General features: G+C 56.8%; 18 protein-coding genes. 12 read left to right on the forward strand and 6 right to left on the reverse strand.

The features are described from left to right. Positions 1-71 precede the first annotated feature (71 nt). From rho to hemE, 3 genes are all read right to left on the reverse strand, one after another. The gene (gene rho, locus AGR2A_RS01420; RefSeq protein WP_004444236.1) at positions 72-1,337 is read right to left on the reverse strand and encodes a transcription termination factor Rho; all 1,266 of its coding nucleotides are present in this window, start codon (positions 1,335-1,337) and stop codon (positions 72-74) included. 186 nt (positions 1,338-1,523) lie between these two features. After that, on the reverse strand, positions 1,524-2,069 hold the full coding sequence (gene hemJ / locus AGR2A_RS01425; protein WP_072495217.1) for a protoporphyrinogen oxidase HemJ: 546 nt from the start codon (positions 2,067-2,069) through the stop codon (positions 1,524-1,526). Then, complete coding sequence (gene hemE, locus AGR2A_RS01430) at positions 2,066-3,100, reverse strand: uroporphyrinogen decarboxylase (RefSeq protein ID WP_072495218.1); 1,035 nt, start codon at positions 3,098-3,100, stop codon at positions 2,066-2,068. Before hemE ends, hemJ begins: the two co-directional genes overlap by 4 nt. A gap of 409 nt (positions 3,101-3,509) precedes the next feature. Between hemE and AGR2A_RS01435 the strand changes: the two genes are divergently transcribed. The 5 genes from AGR2A_RS01435 to dnaQ are packed head-to-tail and all read left to right on the forward strand — an operon-like array spanning position 3,510 to position 7,114. Beyond that, positions 3,510-4,331 carry a pyruvate, water dikinase regulatory protein gene (locus tag AGR2A_RS01435; protein WP_072495219.1) on the forward strand — a complete coding sequence of 274 codons (822 nt, stop codon included), beginning with the start codon at positions 3,510-3,512 and terminating at the stop codon, positions 4,329-4,331. A gap of 31 nt (positions 4,332-4,362) precedes the next feature. Next, positions 4,363-4,962: a Maf-like protein gene (locus AGR2A_RS01440; protein WP_072495220.1), complete on the forward strand. Its 600-nt coding sequence runs from the start codon at positions 4,363-4,365 to the stop codon at positions 4,960-4,962. Next, positions 4,955-5,815, forward strand: a complete 861-nt coding sequence (locus AGR2A_RS01445) for a shikimate dehydrogenase (protein ID WP_072495221.1) — start codon at positions 4,955-4,957, stop codon at positions 5,813-5,815. The genes AGR2A_RS01440 and AGR2A_RS01445 overlap by 8 nt, the downstream gene beginning before the upstream one ends. Next, the gene (gene coaE / locus AGR2A_RS01450; protein WP_072495222.1) at positions 5,815-6,423 is read left to right on the forward strand and encodes a dephospho-CoA kinase; all 609 of its coding nucleotides are present in this window, start codon (positions 5,815-5,817) and stop codon (positions 6,421-6,423) included. The genes AGR2A_RS01445 and coaE overlap by 1 nt, the downstream gene beginning before the upstream one ends. Continuing rightward, a complete protein-coding gene (gene dnaQ / locus AGR2A_RS01455) occupies positions 6,416-7,114 on the forward strand; it encodes a DNA polymerase III subunit epsilon (protein ID WP_004444252.1) in 699 nt (232 codons plus the stop codon). The genes coaE and dnaQ overlap by 8 nt, the downstream gene beginning before the upstream one ends. Before the next feature lie 95 nt (positions 7,115-7,209). Here dnaQ and secB read toward each other — a convergent pair whose 3' ends face one another. Both secB and AGR2A_RS01465 read right to left on the reverse strand, forming a co-directional pair. Beyond that, the gene (gene secB / locus AGR2A_RS01460) at positions 7,210-7,692 is read right to left on the reverse strand and encodes a protein-export chaperone SecB (protein WP_022555303.1); all 483 of its coding nucleotides are present in this window, start codon (positions 7,690-7,692) and stop codon (positions 7,210-7,212) included. Positions 7,693-7,794: 102 nt separating this feature from the next. Continuing rightward, positions 7,795-8,331: an FxsA family protein gene (locus tag AGR2A_RS01465; protein ID WP_072495223.1), complete on the reverse strand. Its 537-nt coding sequence runs from the start codon at positions 8,329-8,331 to the stop codon at positions 7,795-7,797. Positions 8,332-8,472: 141 nt separating this feature from the next. Between AGR2A_RS01465 and AGR2A_RS01470 the strand changes: the two genes are divergently transcribed. The 5 genes from AGR2A_RS01470 (at position 8,473) to gyrB (ending at position 13,800) form a co-directional block, all read left to right on the forward strand. Further along, entirely contained in the window at positions 8,473-9,171 is a 699-nt protein-coding gene (locus tag AGR2A_RS01470) for a Tim44/TimA family putative adaptor protein (protein WP_004444258.1), read from the forward strand. Continuing rightward, positions 9,168-10,280, forward strand: a complete 1,113-nt coding sequence (gene mltA, locus AGR2A_RS01475; protein ID WP_072495224.1) for a murein transglycosylase A — start codon at positions 9,168-9,170, stop codon at positions 10,278-10,280. Before AGR2A_RS01470 ends, mltA begins: the two co-directional genes overlap by 4 nt. Further along, on the forward strand, positions 10,277-10,846 hold the full coding sequence (locus tag AGR2A_RS01480) for a Smr/MutS family protein (protein WP_004444262.1): 570 nt from the start codon (positions 10,277-10,279) through the stop codon (positions 10,844-10,846). The genes mltA and AGR2A_RS01480 overlap by 4 nt, the downstream gene beginning before the upstream one ends. Then, entirely contained in the window at positions 10,843-11,208 is a 366-nt protein-coding gene (locus tag AGR2A_RS01485) for a helix-turn-helix domain-containing protein (RefSeq protein WP_004444265.1), read from the forward strand. Before AGR2A_RS01480 ends, AGR2A_RS01485 begins: the two co-directional genes overlap by 4 nt. Positions 11,209-11,364: 156 nt before the next feature. After that, a complete protein-coding gene (gene gyrB, locus AGR2A_RS01490; protein ID WP_004444267.1) occupies positions 11,365-13,800 on the forward strand; it encodes a DNA topoisomerase (ATP-hydrolyzing) subunit B in 2,436 nt (811 codons plus the stop codon). A gap of 104 nt (positions 13,801-13,904) precedes the next feature. On the opposite strand, the gene AGR2A_RS01495 is transcribed toward gyrB, so the two are convergent. After that, positions 13,905-14,507, reverse strand: a complete 603-nt coding sequence (locus AGR2A_RS01495) for a nitroreductase family protein (protein ID WP_045533512.1) — start codon at positions 14,505-14,507, stop codon at positions 13,905-13,907. Between the two features lie 128 nt (positions 14,508-14,635). Here AGR2A_RS01495 and AGR2A_RS01500 point away from each other — a divergent pair, with 128 nt between their 5' ends. Together AGR2A_RS01500 and AGR2A_RS01505 are read left to right on the forward strand one after the other, a co-directional pair. Next, entirely contained in the window at positions 14,636-15,478 is an 843-nt protein-coding gene (locus AGR2A_RS01500) for a fumarylacetoacetate hydrolase family protein (RefSeq protein WP_072495225.1), read from the forward strand. Between the two features lie 123 nt (positions 15,479-15,601). After that, a complete protein-coding gene (locus AGR2A_RS01505; protein WP_072495249.1) occupies positions 15,602-16,834 on the forward strand; it encodes a polyhydroxyalkanoate depolymerase in 1,233 nt (410 codons plus the stop codon). The last annotated feature ends 62 nt before the right edge of the window (positions 16,835-16,896 follow it).

Here is a 16,896-nt window from a genome sequence, read left to right on the forward strand (position 1 = left end):
AACAGTCAAGCCGCATTCGAATAAACGAATGCGGCTTTAACGACCTCAGGTGAATCCGGCTAATTTCCGGTTCAAGTGTTCATCGATTCGAAGAAATCCGAATTGTTTTTAGTCTGCTTCAGCTTATCGATGAGGAACTCGATGGCGTCCATCGTTCCCATCGGCGCGAGAATACGGCGAAGAACAAAAATCTTCTGCAAATCCTGGCGCGGCACCAGAAGGTCTTCCTTACGGGTACCAGATTTCAGAATATCCAGCGCCGGGAAGATACGCTTGTCTGCTACCTTCCGGTCAAGCACGATTTCCGAGTTACCCGTACCCTTGAACTCTTCGAAGATGACTTCATCCATACGGCTGCCAGTGTCGATCAGCGCGGTCGCAATGATCGTCAGCGAGCCGCCTTCTTCGATATTACGGGCGGCGCCAAAGAAGCGCTTCGGCCGCTGCAGGGCGTTGGCGTCCACACCACCGGTCAGAACCTTGCCGGAAGAGGGAACGACGGTGTTATAGGCGCGACCAAGACGGGTTATGGAATCGAGCAGAATGACGACGTCGCGGCCATGTTCAACGAGGCGCTTCGCCTTTTCGATGACCATTTCAGCGACCTGTACGTGGCGTACCGCTGGTTCATCGAAGGTGGAGGATACAACCTCTCCCTTGACCGAACGCTGCATGTCGGTGACTTCTTCCGGACGCTCGTCGATCAAAAGAACGATGAGGTAACATTCCGGGTGATTTGCCGTGATCGAATGGGCAATGTTCTGCAGCAGAACCGTTTTACCGGTACGTGGCGGTGCAACGATCAAGCCACGCTGGCCCTTGCCGAGCGGTGCGACGAGATCGATAACCCGCGACGACAGATCCTTGGATGTCGGAACATCAAGCTCCATCTTGAACCGCTCGTTCGGATAGAGCGGCGTCAGATTATCGAAATGGACCTTGTGGCGGATCTTTTCGGGATCGTCGAAATTGATCGTGTTGACCTTCAGAAGGGCGAAGTAGCGCTCACCTTCCTTGGGACCGCGGATCGGTCCTTCAACCGTATCGCCGGTCTTCAGCGAAAACCGACGGATCTGCGAGGGAGAGATGTAAATATCGTCCGGACCCGGCAGATAGTTTGCGTTTGCGGATCGCAGGAACCCGAAACCGTCCTGCAGGACTTCAACGACGCCTTCGCCGATGATTTCGATGTCCTGGCTCGCGAGAACCTTGAGGATTGCGAACATGAGCTCCTGCTTGCGCATGGTGCTCGCATTTTCAACTTCCAGGGATTCGGCAAAAGTCAGCAAGTCGGTAGGCGATTTGCTCTTAAGTTCCTGAAGCTTCATTTCAGCCATGAAGAGAAGACCGTTTAATAATGTAATGTCGGGGGAGGGCGTGTTCGCGAATCAGATGCTGTGGGAAAGACCGCAGATGACTGAATAATTCACATGCCACGAAGATGAGTGGCCCGAAAATAGCGATTGAACATCGCTGCTGCAAGAGGAAAGCACGAATTCCGCGAAATTTATCGTTACATCGCTCTAACCGAAGGGTTTCACAACCACAAGTATGACGATGAGGATCATCAGCAACGTTGGAACCTCATTCATCAACCGCCAGTGACGGGCAGGCCTGGTATTTTCATCTCGGGCGAAGCGTTTCGCACTACGCGTGAAATAAACATGGGTCGCAGTCAGAAGCACGACCATAGCGATTTTTGCGTGCAGCCAGCCACCAGAAAAACCGTAGGCCGACCAGGCGAGATAAAATCCGAGCACCCAGCTTATCATCATCGCCGGGTTCATGATGACCTTGATCAGCCGCTGCTCCATCACCTTGAAAGTTTCGGATTGCTGCGAACCTGCCGGCGCATCGGTATGATAGATGAAGAGCCTTGGCAGATAAAAGATCGCCGCCATCCATGAGATCACAGCAATAATGTGAAACGCCTTGATCCAGAGATAGAGATCGGCAGGATCCACGTAAAAGAACAGGGCGACGACTGCGAGGAAAACGCCCAGCCCGACGCCAGCCCGCAGGGCGGCCCTGTTTCCCGATCGCGCAGAAGTCTGTTTTTCGTCATTCATGGCACGGTCCCACCCGCACGCACCCGCTCGACCAGCCGGGTCACATTGTCCGGATCAGCCTGCGGCGTGATGCCGTGACCGAGATTGAAGATCAACGGACCCTGCCCAAGGGCCTGCAGCACGGCGTCGATACTATCCTGCAGAGCCCTCCCGCCCGCCACCATCAGCATTGGGTCGAGATTGCCCTGCACGGGCCCTTCCTTCTGCAAATCCTTGGCGAAGCTGAGCGGCACGGACCAATCCAGCCCGATGGCGTCTGCACCGGTCTTACGACGGTAGTCCTTGAGAAGATAACCCGCCCCCTTCGCGAAAGCGATTATTTTCGCGGAGGGACGCCGCGCGCGCACCGAAGCAATAATACGGGCAACCGGTTTTATCGCGTAATTCTCGAACTCCTTTTCGCCGAGCACGCCCGCCCAGGAATCGAAAATCTGCACGGCATCGGCCCCTGCATCGATCTGCGCCACGAGATAATCCGCGGAAACCTCGGCGAGAAAAGCCAAAAGCTTTTCCATCGCGGCGGGCTCCCTATAACCGAATAGCCGCGCCGGCGCCTGGTCGGGCGTTCCGTGACCGGCAATCATATAGGTCGCGACCGTCCACGGTGCGCCACAAAAGCCAAGAAGCGTCGTTTCATCCGGCAATGAACTGCGAAGACGCGACACCGTTTCGAAGACAGGCGAAAGATGCGCCATGACATCAGACGCATCGAGTTCTTCAATACCGCTGACATCGATCGGGTCCATGGCGGGGCCCCTGCCTTCGGTGAAGGACACATTGCGGTGAAGCGCGTCGGGTATCACCAGAATGTCGGAAAAAAGAATCGCTGCATCCAGCCCGAACCTGCGAATGGGCTGAAGCGTCACCTCGGTTGCCAACTCGGGATTATAACAGAGATCCAGGAAACTTCCGGCGCTCTTCCGCGTTTCCCGGTACTCCGGAAGATAGCGTCCAGCCTGACGCATCAGCCATATGGGCGGCGGCGTGACCGTCTTCCCGTTCAAAACAGTCATAACCTTGCGTTCGCTCATCACACCCAGCTTCTAAAAAAATAAAATCAAAGAGATTTAAAAGATTTTCTATTTCTTAGAGTCTGTGGGTAGCAAGGATTAAAATCATTCCAGTCGAAATGCCGCAGCCGCATCTTTTCAGCACGGTGGTAGGACAAATTTCGGCAGGGATCTTGAAAAACCTGGAAAAATCGTAATTTATCTCGAATTTTCAATGGATTATATTCTTATTGGAAAGTTCTCGACCTGTGGACAGGCTGTGAATCGGGTTGGACAAGTGTCAACTCTTCCAGCAATTCACAGGCTGCCCGGAGCATGTTGAAAGCCACTTGCGGATTGTGGAAAAACACCACTTTATTCACGGCGCGGTTCGACCCGCAGGCTCGTTCGGACATTTGTCCCGGGTTATCAACAGCGGGAGAAAAACAGCGTGGAGAACAAAAAAAGCTTCTTCCATCTGCACCTGATTTCGGACTCAACAGGCGAGACTCTCATGTCTGCCGGCCGCGCGGTCTCGGCACAGTTTCACGCATCCATGCCGGTGGAACACGTCTATCCGATGATCCGCAACCAGAAGCAGCTTGCGCAGGTCATTGACTTCATCGACAAGGAGCCGGGCATTGTCCTTTACACCATCGTCGATCAGCAACTGGCAGAATTCCTGGATTTGCGCTGTCACGCGATCGGCGTGCCCTGTGTCAACGTGCTTGAACCTATTATCGGCATCTTTCAGACTTATCTAGGCGCGCCATCAAGACGGCGGGTCGGTGCGCAACACGTCCTCAATGCGGATTATTTCGCGCGGATCGAAGCGCTCAATTTTGCAATGGATCACGATGACGGACAGATGCCGGAGACCTATGACGAGGCGGATGTCGTTATCATTGGCATCAGCCGCACGTCGAAAACTCCGACCAGCATCTATCTCGCCAACAGGGGTATAAAGACCGCAAACATTCCGGTTGTACCCAACGTGCCTTTGCCCGAAAGCCTCTATGCCGCCACCCGGCCTCTGATCGTCGGCCTCGTGGCGACGTCGGATCGAATATCGCAGGTTCGCGAGAACCGCGAACTGGGCGCAACCGGCGGATTTGACAGCCGCCGTTACACGGATCGCGCCACGATCATGGAAGAGCTGAAATATGCGCGTGCGCTCTGCGCCCGCAACAATTGGCCTCTGATTGACGTCACACGCCGTTCCATTGAGGAAACGGCTGCTGCCATCCTTGCCCTTCGCCCGAGGACGCGATAATCCGGATCGCACCATCAGGAGCAGACAGCCGATGAAACAAGAGTTGATCCTCGCCTCGTCCAGCGCATCCCGCCAGATGCTGATGCGCAATGCGGGGCTGACATTTTCGGCGATACCGGCGGATATTGATGAGCGCGCGCTCGATGAGCGGCTGGAACGTGCGGGCGCCAGCCCGGAGGAAGTTGCACAACAACTCGCGACTGCCAAGGCTCTTGCCGTTGGTTCGCTTCATCCGGACGCACTGGTTCTGGGCTGCGATCAGACCATGGCACTCGGTTCGCGGGTCTATCACAAGCCGAAGACCATGGCCGAGGCCGAAGCACATCTGCTGTCATTGTCCGGTAAGGTTCACCGCTTGAACAGCGCGGCTGTCCTCGTTCGCGGCAGGGAGGTGATGTGGGAGGTGGTTTCCAGTGCTGAACTTGCCGTGCGAACATTGAGCCCCGAATTTGTCTCCCGTCACCTCCAGAGAGTGGGTGAAAAAGCTCTAAGCAGCGTGGGCGCCTATCAGCTCGAGGGAGAGGGAATCCAGCTATTCACTTCGATTGAAGGCGATTATTTCACGATCCTCGGCCTGCCGCTTCTGCCGCTTTTATCGAAACTGCGCGACCTGGGTGTCATCGATGGTTGATTCACGTGAAACATTAACCATAAACGCTTTCGTTGTTGGTTACCCGATCAAGCATTCCCGGTCGCCGATCATTCATTCATACTGGCTCAAGAAATTCGGTATCACCGGTAACTATGAGGCAGTCGAGGTCGCATCGGACGATTTTGCGAATTTCATTGCAACCGTGAAGGAAGGTAAGCCCGGTACGGCCGTGGGCGGCAACGTCACCATCCCTCACAAGGAGGCCGCTTACCGGTTGGCGGATCGTCCTGATGCTCTGGCGGAAGAACTGGGTGCCGCCAACACCATCTGGATGGAGGAGGGTAAACTCCATGCCACCAATACCGATGGTTACGGGTTTGTGTCTAACCTGGATGAGCGGCATCCCGGTTGGGACAAAACGGACCGGGCGGTCGTTTTTGGTGCCGGCGGCGCAAGCCGTGCCGTCATTCAGTCGCTGCGCGACCGGGGCATCGCGGAAATCCACGTCCTGAACAGGACCCTCGAACGTGCTCGCGAACTGGCTGATCGTTTTGGCCCACGCGTCTTTTCCCATCCCCAGGCAGCGCTGCAGGAGGTCATGCAGGGCGCCGGGCTGTTCGTGAATACGACATCGCTCGGTATGGATGGCGCTGTGGCGCCGCATCTCGATTTTTCGCAGCTCGCTGCCAAGGCGGTGGTGACCGATATCGTCTACGTGCCATTACGAACACCGATCCTTCAGATGGCGGAAGAGCAGGGTATCACGACCGTCGATGGTCTCGGCATGTTGCTTCATCAGGCAAAACCAGGGTTCAGGCGATGGTTCGGAAAAATGCCGGAGGTGGATGAGACCCTGCGTGCTCTGATCATCGCGGACATGGAGAAACATTGATGATTGTCATCGGTCTCACCGGCTCGATTGGAATGGGAAAAACGACAACCGCGAAATTGTTTGCCGAAGAAGGTGTTCCGGTTCTGGATTCGGACGAGGTCGTTCACGGTCTTTATAGGGCGGAGGCCGTAGGCCAGATCGAGGCAGCTTTTCCGGGCACTACGGTTTCCGGTGTCGTGGACCGGGAAAAACTCGGTGACATCTTGAGAAAGAATCCGGCTAATTTCAGAAGGCTTGAAGAAATCGTCCATCCACTGGTTCGGAAAAAACAGGAAACCTTTCTGTCCGAAGCAAGGAAAAACAGCCGGAAATTTGCGCTTCTGGATATTCCGCTGCTGTTCGAAACGGGTGCGGAAAGCCGTGTCCATAAAGTCGTGGTGGTGAGTTGTGCACCAGAGATCCAGCGCGAAAGAGTCCTGTCACGACCAGGAATGACCGAAGAAAAATTCGAAATGATCCTTGCCCGGCAGATGCCCGATGCGGACAAACGTAGACGTGCCGATTTTATCATCGATTCCGGAAATGGTGTCGAAGCGGCCCGGGATCAGGTAAGAGACATTTTGCAGAAGCTGACCGCTGAGTCGCGCCGTGGAGAGATGCATGCGTGAGATCATTTTCGATACGGAAACCACAGGTCTGGAGTCGAAGCTGGACCGGATCATCGAAATCGGCGGCGTGGAACTGATCAACCACTTCCCGACTGGCCGCACCCTGCATCTTTATATCAATCCCGAAGATCGCAAGGTTCATCCCGATGCGCTTGCCGTTCACGGCATTACCGACGAGTTCCTGCAGGATAAGCCCAAATTCGCTGAAGTTGTCGACCAGATTCGGGATTTCTTCGAAGGTGCGCGCTGGGTGGCGCACAATGCAACATTCGATATGGGGTTCATCAACGCGGAATTCGCCCGTCTCGGGATCGAACCGGTCGCCGCTGATCTGGTGACGGATACGCTGTCGCTTGCCCGCCGCAAGCACCCGATGGGACCGAATTCGCTGGACGCGCTTTGCCGCCGTTATGGAATAGACAATTCCCATCGCACCAAGCATGGCGCGCTTCTTGACTCCGAGCTTCTGGCCGAAGTCTATATCGAAATGATCGGCGGCCGCCAGACCGCGCTCGGCTTCGGCTCTGCCGCCAGGCAGGAAACCATTGTCATTGAGGAAGACATTCCGCTGGAGCCCCTGCGACGGCCCCGCCCCCTGCCATCGCGGCTGGATGCAGAGACGGTTGCCGCCCACGGCAAACTCGTTCTCGGCATGGGAGACAAGGCGATCTGGAACCGGTACCAGAACTGAAGCCTGCTCAGATACTTAAATCGCAAATCTGCGTAAAGAAAAACCCGGGCCAAGAACCCGGGTTTTGTTTGTCTGTAATGGAAGACGGCCGCTGCTTAGTTCGGGACAGCCTGAACCTGAGCCTTTGCCTGTTCCTCGGCAACGCGCTGCGCAAACATCTGCGCAAAATCGATCGGATCGATCATGAGCGGCGGGAAACCGCCGTTGCGGGTAACGTCGGCAATGATCTGGCGGGCGAAGGGGAAGAGCAGGCGCGGGCACTCGATGAACAGCACCGGCAGCATGTGTTCCTGCGGGAAGCCGGCAATGCGGAAGACACCGCCATAGACCAGCTCGGCCGCAAACAGAACCTTGTCGCCATCCTTGGCTTCGGCATTCAGTGTCAGCACGACATCAAAATCCGAACCGGAAATCGGATTAGCATTGACGTTGACATTGATGTTGATCGACGGCGCATTCTCACGGGCCTGCAGCGAACGAGGAGCACCCGGATTTTCAAAGGAAAGGTCCTTGATGTACTGGGCAAGAATGTTGAGAGAAGGGCTAGCTGCGCCCTGTGCGCCATTTTCAGCGGTCATTACGGTTCCTCGCGGCGTGAATTCGTGGAAGGCGGTCTATCATTTCGACTCCGGGCTTACAACCCTTCGTGATCGGGTCGTCGCCATGCGATCGACGCGGTGTCAGGGCTTGGGCAGGTCGCGATCGTTGGGCCTGTTCGACCAGGGAGAGTCTTTCGGCCCGTCGCGGTGAAAATCCTCTTCGTCCAGATCCACCACCTTCGAATTGCCATGAGATCCCGGGCCATTGCTGAAACCGGAATAATCGCCCGGCCGGGCGCCGGGCTGTCTGAATGAACCAGCCACGACGACGCGCGGTCCGAAGGCTTTCCAGAAAAACCGGCGAATGGCCGGCGACAGAAGCAGGAGGCCGAGAATGTCGGTGATGAAACCCGGAATGAACAACAGGATGCCCGCCACGACGCGCATCGCGCCATTGACGAGTTCGTCCGCAGGCTGTGCGCCCCTGCGGCCCGCATCCTGAAGATTTCTCACCATACCAAGGCCGCCCAGGCGCAATATGAGCAATCCCAGGAAAGACGTGAACAGGACGAGAGCCAGTGTCAGCCACAGGCCTATTGCCTTGCCGACAATAATGAAACCGGCAATTTCAAGGATGGGCATCATCAGGACGATGATGGGGAGAAAGGAAAAACGCATCTTCTAGCCTTGCGTGTGCATCTCTGGCAGATTGCCGGTTCCCGGGGACACCGATGATTGAATCTGCATATTTGAATGATGGTAAGATGCAGACTATATGATGGTGTGGTTTTCGAATTTAAATGGCGGTTTTGGTAAAAGATGGGCTTCAGCGACTTTATCACATTGTTTTTTCTCGTTGCAGCGGTGCTGATCTTCTTTCAGCTGCGCAGCGTCCTTGGTCGTCGCACGGGCAATGAAAAGCCGCCTTTTGATCCTTATAGCCCGCGCGATGTCGCGAAGGGTCCCGTCACGGATGATAACAAGGTCGTGACACTGCCGAAGCGCGCCGAGGCGGAAGATGAAAACCGCTTCGCCGAGGTGGATGCACTGGCGCCTGCAGACAGCGCACTCAATGCCTCCCTGCGTGAGGTGATGACGAAGGATCCGTCCTTCCGCCCGAAGGAATTCCTGAACGGCGCCCGCATGGCCTACGAGATGATCGTGATGGGTTTTGCCGATGGCGACCGCAAGACGCTCAAGAACCTGCTATCCAAAGAGGTGTTTGAAGGTTTCGACGCAGCGATTTCCGAAAGGGAAGGCCGCGGCGAGGTGGTGAAATCGACTTTTGTTGGCATTGAGAAAGCCGATATCACCCAGGCGGGTATTCGCGATTCCGAGGTGCAGATAACGCTCCGGATCGTCAGCCAGCTCATCTCGGCGACCTATGACAAGGATGGCAAGCTGGTCGATGGTGATCCGGATGCGGTTGCGGAGGTGGATGACATCTGGACCTTCTCGCGCGATATCCGCTCACGCGATCCGAACTGGAAGCTGATCGCCACCGAATCCGAGCAATGACCGCGCCCTTTTCGATCGAAGAAGTTTCTTTCAGCGACCTGCCGGGGTGGCGGCAAGACGATCCCGCTAGCCTTTTTCCGGCGATGACCGCAATTCTGTCGCATCTTCGGAGCGCAAAACCCTATCGCACCGGCGCACTCGGCGTCACGGCGGCGGAACTGGTTTCGCTGCTGGAGGTCGCTGAGAAATGCAAGGCAGACAGTCCCGAACAGGCACGCCGGTTCTTTGAAACCAACTGTGTTCCTTTCAGGATTTTTCCGTCGCAGGGAGAAAGCGGTTTTGTGACCGCCTTCTACGAGCCTGAACTGGAAGTCTCGTCTGAACCTGACGACATCTGGCGTTATCCCATTTACCGCCGACCACCCGAATTGATGGATATCGACGATACCAATCGGCCCATCGGCTTCGATACATCCTATGCTTTCGGCAGGCAGGATGAAGACGGGATTTCCTGCTTCCCCGATCGCCGCGCGATCGATGAAGGCTATCTGGAGGGCAAGGGACTTGAGATCGCCTGGGCGAAATCGAAGGTCGATCTGTTTTTTGTCCATGTGCAGGGCGCGGCACGTCTGGTTTTTCCCAATGGTGCGATAAAGCGCATTACCTATGCGGCCAAGGCAGGCCATGCTTTTTCACCGATCGGACGTCTGCTTCTCGATCGCGGAGAACTCGATCCGAAAACCGTGTCGATGCAGACGATCCGCAAGTGGCTCGCTGACCATCCCGATCAGGTGGATGGAGTACTATGGCATAACCGCTCCTACATTTTTTTCCGGGAGGCGGATGTTGCCGACGAGGATATGGGACCGGTCGCCGCCGCAAAAGTACCGCTCGTCGCTGGGCGCTCGCTTGCTGTGGACAGGCTCATCCACACGTTCGGGCTTCCCTTCTTCATCCATTCGCCGTCGCTTACCCATCTCGATGATGGAAAGCCTTTTGCGCGGCTGATGCTGGCGCTCGATACCGGGTCGGCCATCATTGGCCCGGCCCGCGGCGATATCTTTACCGGTTCGGGTTTCGAAGCCGGAGAACTTGCCGGCACGGTGCGCAATGAGGCAGATTTTTATATACTGATACCGCGGGTTGCTGCGCAGAGGTATCGGCGATGAAGAACAGTCGCAAGCTCGGCAAGGAAGAACGCGTTCTGTGGGGAAAGGTCGCAAAAACCACACGGCCGATCTCCGGCAGGCTCGAAGACTTGCTGGCTTTCGATGACGTGGAGGACCCTGCGGGGGAACCAGATGTTTCGCTGACCGGTAAAGACACCTTTCCGCGCATCCTTGCGGAGCCGGCTGAGCCGCCCCCTCCAGCTCCGGATAAAAAGCCGAAAATCCACCAGCCGATGGAAAAACCGGTCAAGCGTAAGCTGACCCGCGGCCGCCTGCCATTGGAAGGACGGATCGATCTGCACGGCATGTTCCAGAGCGAGGCCCACGCCGTATTGCTCGATTTTCTGTTGCGTGCACATGAGCGGGGTCTAAGACATGTGTTGGTCATTACCGGCAAAGGTCGATCGATTGGCAGTGACGGGGCTTTGAAAAGGGCGGTGCCCATGTGGTTTTCCAAACCCGAATATCGCCACCTGATTTCCTCCTATGAGGATGCGTCGGCCAATCACGGCGGCGATGGCGCGCTTTATGTGCGGCTTTCGCGCCGGCGAGGCGAAAAGTCATGACGCCCTTTGCGCTGGCCGTGCGGCAGCTTCGTGAGCGCAAGGGTGTGACGCAGAAGCAAATGGCCGCCGCCATCGGCGTCTCGCCGGCATACCTTTCAGCGCTTGAGCATGGCAAGCGCGGCAAGCCGAGCTTCGATCTCCTCCAGCGCATTGCCGGATATTTCAACATCATCTGGGACGAGGCCGAGGAACTGTTCTTCCTTGCCGGCTCATCCGACCCGAAGGTGGTGATCGACACAGTCGGCCTGCCGCCGCAATATACGGCTTTCGCCAACCGGCTGGCACGGGATATTCGCAAGCTGCCGCCGAGTGTGGTAGAGGAACTGTCAGCCGTGCTGCAAAAAAGCCGTTCTTGCGATTGAAACCCCTCTATCCCCTGCTTTATGCAGCATCCTGAAGCATGCGGCCTTTGGGATTGGGTATAGAATTTCTATAGTCGCATGTCGGATTTGAGTGATTCGCTGGCTTCAGGCCCTCTCACTGGAAACCTGGCCAGGAAAACTTTGGAAAGAGTACTTATGACCGAAACATCGTCAAGCGAAGTCGGCGCGAACGCGGAATATGGAGCCGATTCGATCAAGGTCCTCAAGGGCCTTGATGCCGTGCGCAAACGGCCCGGCATGTATATCGGCGATACCGATGACGGTTCCGGCCTGCATCACATGGTCTACGAAGTTGTCGACAACGCCATCGATGAGGCGCTTGCGGGCCACGCCGACCTGGTGACGGTGACCCTGAATGCCGACGGCTCCGTGACGGTGACCGATAACGGACGCGGCATTCCGACTGACATCCATTCCTCCGAGGGCGTTTCTGCCGCCGAGGTCATCATGACCCAGCTGCATGCGGGCGGGAAGTTCGACCAGAATTCTTACAAGGTGTCGGGCGGTCTGCACGGTGTCGGCGTTTCGGTGGTCAACGCGCTCTCCGTCTGGCTGAAGCTCCGCATTCGCCGCAATGGCAAGGTGCACGAGATTGGCTTTACCCATGGTGTCGCCGACGCGCCGCTTTCCGTTATCGGCGAATATGAAGGCCGTTCGGGCACGGAAGTCACCTTCCTGGCAAGCCCTGAAACCTTCACCATGACCGACTATGATTATGGAACGCTGGAGCATCGCCTGCGCGAACTCGCATTCCTGAACTCCGGCGTGCGCATCCTGCTTACCGACAAGCGCCATTCCGACGTCAAGCAGGAAGAACTGCTGTATGATGGTGGCCTCGAGGCCTTCGTCCGTTATCTCGACCGCGCCAAGAAGCCGCTGGTTGATAAGCCGGTCGCCATCAAGGGTGAAAAGGATGGCATTACGGTCGAGGTCGCACTCTGGTGGAACGATAGCTACCACGAGAACGTGCTTTGCTTCACCAACAACATTCCGCAGCGCGATGGTGGCACCCATATGGCAGGTTTCCGCGCGGCTCTGACCCGCCAGGTCACCTCCTATGCCGAAACCTCCGGCATCCTGAAAAAGGAAAAGGTAAGCCTTCAGGGCGAGGACTGCCGTGAAGGTCTGACGGCCATCCTTTCCGTCAAGGTGCCAGATCCCAAGTTTTCGTCGCAGACGAAAGACAAGCTTGTGTCGTCTGAAGTGCGTCCGGTTGTCGAAAGCCTCGTCAACGAAGCACTCTCCACTTGGCTCGAAGAACATCCATCCGACGCGAGAATCCTCGTTGGCAAGGTGGTTGAAGCCGCTGTCGCCCGAGAAGCCGCCCGCAAGGCGCGCGAATTGACACGCCGCAAAGGAGCGCTCGATATTGCCTCTCTGCCCGGCAAGCTCGCCGACTGCTCCGAGCGCGATCCGGCAAAATCAGAACTGTTCCTCGTCGAGGGTGACTCCGCCGGCGGTTCGGCCAAGCAGGGCCGCTCGCGCGAAACCCAGGCGATCCTGCCGCTACGCGGCAAGATCCTCAATGTCGAACGCGCCCGTTTCGACAAGATGTTGTCCAGCCAGGAAATCGGCACGCTGATTACGGCGCTCGGCACCTCCATCGGCAAGGACGAGTTCAACGCCGATAAGCTGCGTTACCATAAGATCATCATCATGACGGATGCTGACGTCGATGGCGCCCACATCCGTACACTGCTGTTGACCTTCTTCTTCCGCCAGATGCCGGAACTGATCGAACGCGGCCATCTCTATATCGCCCAGCCGCCGCTTTATAAGGTGACGCGCGGTAAATCCGTTCAGTACCTGAAGGACGAGAAAGCTCTGGAAGAGTACCTGATTTCCATGGGTATCGAGGAAGCATCTTTGACGCTCGGCTCTGGCGAAGTGCGTGTTGGCGCCGATCTTCGCGAAGTCATTCTGGATGCGCTGCGCATGCGCTCGCTGATCGACGGGCTGCATTCCCGTTACAGCCGCTCCATCGTGGAGCAGGCGGCCATTGCCGGCGCACTCAACCCCGAGCTTTCCGCCGACGCAGCGCGTGCGGAGGAAACCGTTGCCGAAGTGGCCCGGCGTCTCGACATGATTGCTGAAGAGACCGAACGCGGCTGGTCCGGCACTGTGCTGCAAGACGGCGGCTTGCGCTTCGAACGCATGGTGCGCGGCGTCAAGGAAGTCTCGACGCTGGATATGGGCCTGCTTGGTTCGGCCGATGCCCGGCACATCGACCAGCTTGCAGCCCGCACGCGTGATATCTACGCCACGCCGCCGGTTCTGCAACGCAAGGATGGCACGATGGAGCTGGCCGGCCCGCGCGCGCTTCTGGATGCGATTTTCGCTGCCGGCCGCAAGGGTCTCTCCATGCAGCGCTACAAGGGTCTTGGCGAAATGAATGCCGAGCAGCTTTGGGAAACCACACTCGATGCCAACGTTCGCTCGCTGCTGCAGGTAAGAGTAAGTGACGCGACTGATGCTGACGGCCTGTTTGCCCGCCTCATGGGTGACGAAGTCGAACCACGCCGCGACTTCATCCAGGAAAATGCACTCAGCGTCGCTAACCTGGATATTTAAATTTGGGGAATGTTTCGCGTAACGATTCACGTGAAACGAAACTTTAACAAAAGGCCCGGCGGTAATCTCCGCCGGGCCTTTTGATTTCATGCGGATAATGGTGATCAGTCAGCCTTGCCGGTGAAGCGACCTTCAAAGGCAACATCGGAAAGGGGCAGGCGTTTGCTTGGCACCTCCCGTTCCGCCAGATCATCAGGAAGAACGGACTTGTCGGTGAGCGTGCCGATGGCGACCCCTGCCTCCACCTTGTAGCCTTCCGGTATGTTCAGTTTTTCGACGATCTTGTCCTTGAATATGCCGGCCATGCCGTGGGCATGGTAACCGAGCAGGTGCGCCTGCATGGCAAGTGAAAACCAGGCGGCGCCGGCATCGAAGGAATGGGTTGCTGACGGTTTCTTCTCGCCGTCGTGCGAGATATTGTGGTCTCGGGAAATGACGAAAAGCAGCACGGAGGCGTTTTTTGCCCAGCGCTGGTTTCCCTCCATCAGCAGTTCCACGAAGAGCGGCCAGTCTTTACTGTCCTTGTGTGCGTAGACAAACCGCCACGGCTGATGATTGGAGGCGGAGGGCGCCCAGTGCGCCGCATCCAGAATGGTCATCAGATGCTGCGCCGGCATGGCGTGACCATCGAAGGCGCGCGGAGACCAGCGATCGAGGAAGAGGGGATCAACGGGGTATTCTGATTGCCGGTTATTGCTGTTCGTCACGGGCCATGTCCTTTTGATTGACGGGAACGAAAAGGTATTTTTCGAAACTTGGCACAGTCAAGGGGTGACATGTATGAATGCATCGTTCATATATGCATCACCTTGTCTGACAACCGGGAGAGAGTTCCATGAAATTGATGCGTGTCGGCCAGCCCGGCCAGGAAAAACCTGCAATCCTCGACGCGGAAGGAAAAGTCCGCGATCTGTCCGCCCATGTCAAAGATATCGGCGGCGAAGCCATTTCTCCCGAGGGCCTCAAGAAGATCGCCGCGATTGATGTCGGCACACTTCCGGTGCTGAACGAAGAGCGCATCGCCGCCTGCGTTGCGGGAACCGGGAAATTCATCTGCATCGGCCTTAACTTCTCCGACCATGCCGCTGAAACGGGTGCCACCGTACCGCCGGAACCGGTCATTTTCATGAAGGCCACCTCGGCCATCGTTGGTCCGAATGACAATGTCGTCATCCCGCGCGGTTCGGAAAAGACCGACTGGGAAGTCGAGCTTGGCGTCGTCATCGGCAAGACCGCCAAATATGTCTCCGAAGCGGATGCTCTCGATTATGTCGCCGGTTATTGCGTTTCGCACGATGTTTCCGAGCGTGCCTTCCAGACGGAGCGCGCCGGTCAGTGGACCAAGGGCAAGTCCTGCGACACTTTCGGCCCCATCGGCCCGTGGCTGGTGACGAAGGACGAAATCACCGATCCGCAGAACCTCGGAATGTGGCTGAAGGTCAACGGCCAGACCATGCAGGACGGTTCCAGCAAAACGATGGTTTACGGCGTGGCCCACGTTGTCTCCTACCTCAGCCAGTTCATGTCGCTGCACCCCGGCGATGTCATTTCCACTGGCACGCCTCCCGGCGTCGGCATGGGCCTGAAGCCGCCGCGTTACCTGAAGGCTGGCGATGTCGTGGAACTCGGTATCGAGGGTCTCGGTTCCCAGAAGCAGACCTTCGTCGCCGACATCTGATTAAACGGCGTTCAACGGAAAGTGAGGCGCTGGCGGGAAACCGCCGGCGCCTTCGATTTTGTGCACCTGCGAAAAGCTGCTATGGTTGAAAAAAAGAGCGTGATCGCGAGGGAGGCGTCATCAGTGTTCTACCACCTCTATGAAATGAACCATGCGGCCATGGCACCGCTGCGTGCCGGTGCCGACATGATGCGCCAGGCCTGCAACAATCCTTTGAACCCGCTTTCCAGCACTGCTTTGGGAAGGAGCCTGGATGCAGGCTTTGAGGTCTTCGAACGCCTGACGCGCCGTTATGCGAAGCCGGAATTCGGTCTCGGCAACACGATTGTCGATGGCCAGAGCATAAATGTTGCTCAAGAGGTCGTCTGGTCTCGTCCGTTTTGCAATCTTCTTCATTTCGAAAGAGAGTTCGATACGCCCCGTCAGTCCGATCCGAAGATACTGCTGGTGGCGCCGATGTCCGGTCACTACGCCACCCTGTTGCGGGGGACAGTGGAGGCCCTGCTGCCATCTGCGGATATCTATATCACCGATTGGGCCGATGCCCGTACGGTGCCGGTGAGCGAAGGAACTTTCGATCTCGACGATTATATCAGCTATATCATCGAGATGCTGCGCGAGATCGGGCCGGGCGCACATGTGGTTGCTGTCTGCCAGCCATCCGTGCCTGTTTTGGCTGCCGTTTCCCTGATGGAGGCGGATGGTGACGCGTTTGCACCCGCTTCCATGACGCTGATGGGCGGGCCGATCGATACGCGCATCAACCCCACCGCCGTCAACGGTCTAGCCAAGGCCAAGCCGATCGAATGGTTCCGCGACAATGTGGTCATGCAGGTGCCGTGGCCGCAGCCCGCCTTTGGGCGCAACGTCTATCCGGGTTTTCTGCAGCTGTCGGGCTTCATGTCCATGAACCTCGACAGGCACATGACGGCGCACAAGGATTTTTACCTGAACCTGGTTAAGAATGACGGCGATTCCGCTGAAAAACACCGCGAATTTTACGATGAATATCTGGCCGTCATGGATCTGACGGCGGAATTTTATCTGCAGACGGTGGAAACCGTCTTCATCGACCATGCGCTTCCGAAGGGAAACATGCTGCATCGGGGCAGGGCGGTCGATCCCGCTGCCATCCGCAAAGTCGCATTATTCACTGTCGAAGGGGAGAATGACGATATTTCCGGCGTCGGCCAGACAAAGGCAGCGCACGATCTCTGCCGCAACATCCCTGAAGATAAACGCGCGCACTACATGCAGCCGGATGTAGGGCATTACGGTGTCTTCAACGGTTCGCGCTTCCGCAAGGAAATCGTACCGCGTATGCTGGATTTCATTGCCAAACACAAGACGACCTAACGGCAGAACGGTAGGTGACGCCGCGCATTTGCGTGGCCAAGGGATGGACGAATCGGTTATGA

The organism is Agrobacterium genomosp. 2 str. CFBP 5494, from assembly GCF_900013495.1.
GTDB lineage: Bacteria > Pseudomonadota > Alphaproteobacteria > Rhizobiales > Rhizobiaceae > Agrobacterium > Agrobacterium pusense.